At 52.5% G+C, this 280-nt stretch carries 1 pseudogene; it reads right to left on the bottom strand.

Annotated features, from left to right (window positions below):
* Nucleotides 1-88 precede the first annotated feature (88 nt).
* Nucleotides 89-280, bottom strand: a pseudogene (locus JV201_RS25980) (LasR-specific antiactivator QslA); the annotation flags it as partial.

Genomic DNA, 280 nt, shown 5'->3' with positions numbered 1-280 from the left:
CAAGTGAACCCTCCAATCGGCGCGATCAAAGATCGCTTGATCCGAGGGTTTGGCGGGAAAAGCAAAGTCTCAAACGTCAAATACAGCCTCAGGCATCAAAGCGGGTTGATTGGGAAGTGACGGCCTCACATCGCGTGATCAGCGTCTGCTGCAACCGCAGCAGAAAACCTGCTTCAAATGCCTCTTGTGGATCACCTGGACGATGACGTTTTCGGTTCTGAGACAGCGCCCACCATAACAGTAATGATGAGCCTTCAAGCCAAGTCTCTGCGCAACGAAC

This window comes from Pseudomonas sp. Colony2 (genome assembly GCF_019382755.1).
Lineage (GTDB): Bacteria > Pseudomonadota > Gammaproteobacteria > Pseudomonadales > Pseudomonadaceae > Aquipseudomonas.
This window is presented reverse-complemented; position numbering and strand designations above follow the sequence as displayed.